Genomic DNA, 1,352 nt, shown 5'->3' on the forward strand with positions numbered 1-1,352 from the left:
GAGTGGTTGGTGGGTGGGGATGGTGGTGAGCAGGTGTGTGAGGGCTTCGCGGTCGCTGACGTCGCAGGCGACGATTCGGACGTTGGCTCCGGTGGTGGAGAGTTCGTCGAGAAGGGCTTGGGTTTGTGGTGTTGTGTTGCCGTGTCGGTTGGTCAGGATGAGGTTCTGGATGCCGAGGGTTTGTACTGCGTGTTTGGCGACGGCTCGGCCGAGTGCTCCGGTTCCGCCGGTGATCAGTACTGTCCCACCGGAATCCACCACAGCCGGCAGGGTCAGGACGTTCTTGCCGATGTGACGGGCCTGGCTGAAGTGCCGTAGCGCGGGCGCTATCAGCCGGACATCCCAGGGGTTCACCGGCAGCGGTGAGATGTCTCCCCGTTCGAACATCCGCATCAGATCCGCCAGCATCCGCCGAATATGCGGTAGCTCGGGTTCTGCCATGTCGAATGGCCGATAGGTTATCCCCGGGTAGCCGGCCGCCAGGGAATGCGCGTCCCGGATATCGGCTTTACCCAGCTCCAGGAATGTCCCGCCGGTTGCCAGGATGCGCAGTGAAGCGTCGATGAACTCGCCGCTGAGGCAGTTCAGTACGACGTCCACCCCGGCGCCGCCGGTGTTGCGTGCGATCTTGTCCGCGAAGTCGAGTGTGCGGGAGTCGGCGATGTGGTCATCATCGAGGCCCATGCGCCGCAGGACATTCCATTTCGCTCGGCTCGCGGTCGCGAAGACCTCGAGTCCGAGATGTATGGACAGCTGGATGGCCGCCATGCCGACACCGCCGGTTCCGGCGTGGATGAGAATTCGATTGCCGCGCTCGAGTTCGACCAGTTCGTAGAGTGCGTAGTAGGCGGTCAAGAATACGACAGGCACGCCGGAAGCCTGTGCGAATCCCCAGCCGTCGGGAATTCCGGTGGTCAAGTCGGAGTGCGCGATCACCGTGGATCCGATACCGTCGCCGGAAATTCCCATGACGCGGTCGCCCGGAGCGTATCCGGTTACGGCGGAGCCGAGCTCGGTGACAATGCCGGCGAATTCGCCGCCGATCGTCGTCGGCCCGTCCGGGTAGATACCCAGTGAGAGCATGACGTCGCGGAAGTTCAGTCCGGTGGCACGGACCTGGATTCTCATCGTCTGCGGGTCGAGGGGTCTGTCGATGGCGTCCGAATCCGTGAAGGCGATGGATTCGAAGGTTCCATCGGTACCGGTGCTCACCTGCCAGTCCCGGGCCGGCAAAAGTGGTGTCGTCCGGCTCGCGGTCACCAGTCGTGCGTGGTGGATGGTGTTGTCGCGCATGATGATTTGGGTTTCGCCGGTGGCGAGTATGGCGGTGGTGTCGATGGTGGCTCGGGGTT

Annotated in this window: 2 protein-coding genes; one reads left to right on the forward strand and one right to left on the reverse strand. The window is 63.2% G+C overall.

Annotation, left to right across the window (positions count from 1 at the left end):
- On the reverse strand, positions 1-1,128 hold a 1,128-nt coding region (locus ABZ319_RS40405; protein WP_354991880.1), incomplete at its 3' end, for an MDR/SDR family oxidoreductase.
- A gap of 25 nt (positions 1,129-1,153) precedes the next feature.
- On the opposite strand from ABZ319_RS40405, the gene ABZ319_RS40410 reads away from it, so the two are divergent.
- On the forward strand, positions 1,154-1,352 hold a 199-nt coding region (locus ABZ319_RS40410; protein WP_354991881.1), incomplete at its 3' end, for a hypothetical protein.

Source organism: Nocardia sp. NPDC005978, from assembly GCF_040614455.1.
GTDB lineage: Bacteria > Actinomycetota > Actinomycetes > Mycobacteriales > Mycobacteriaceae > Nocardia.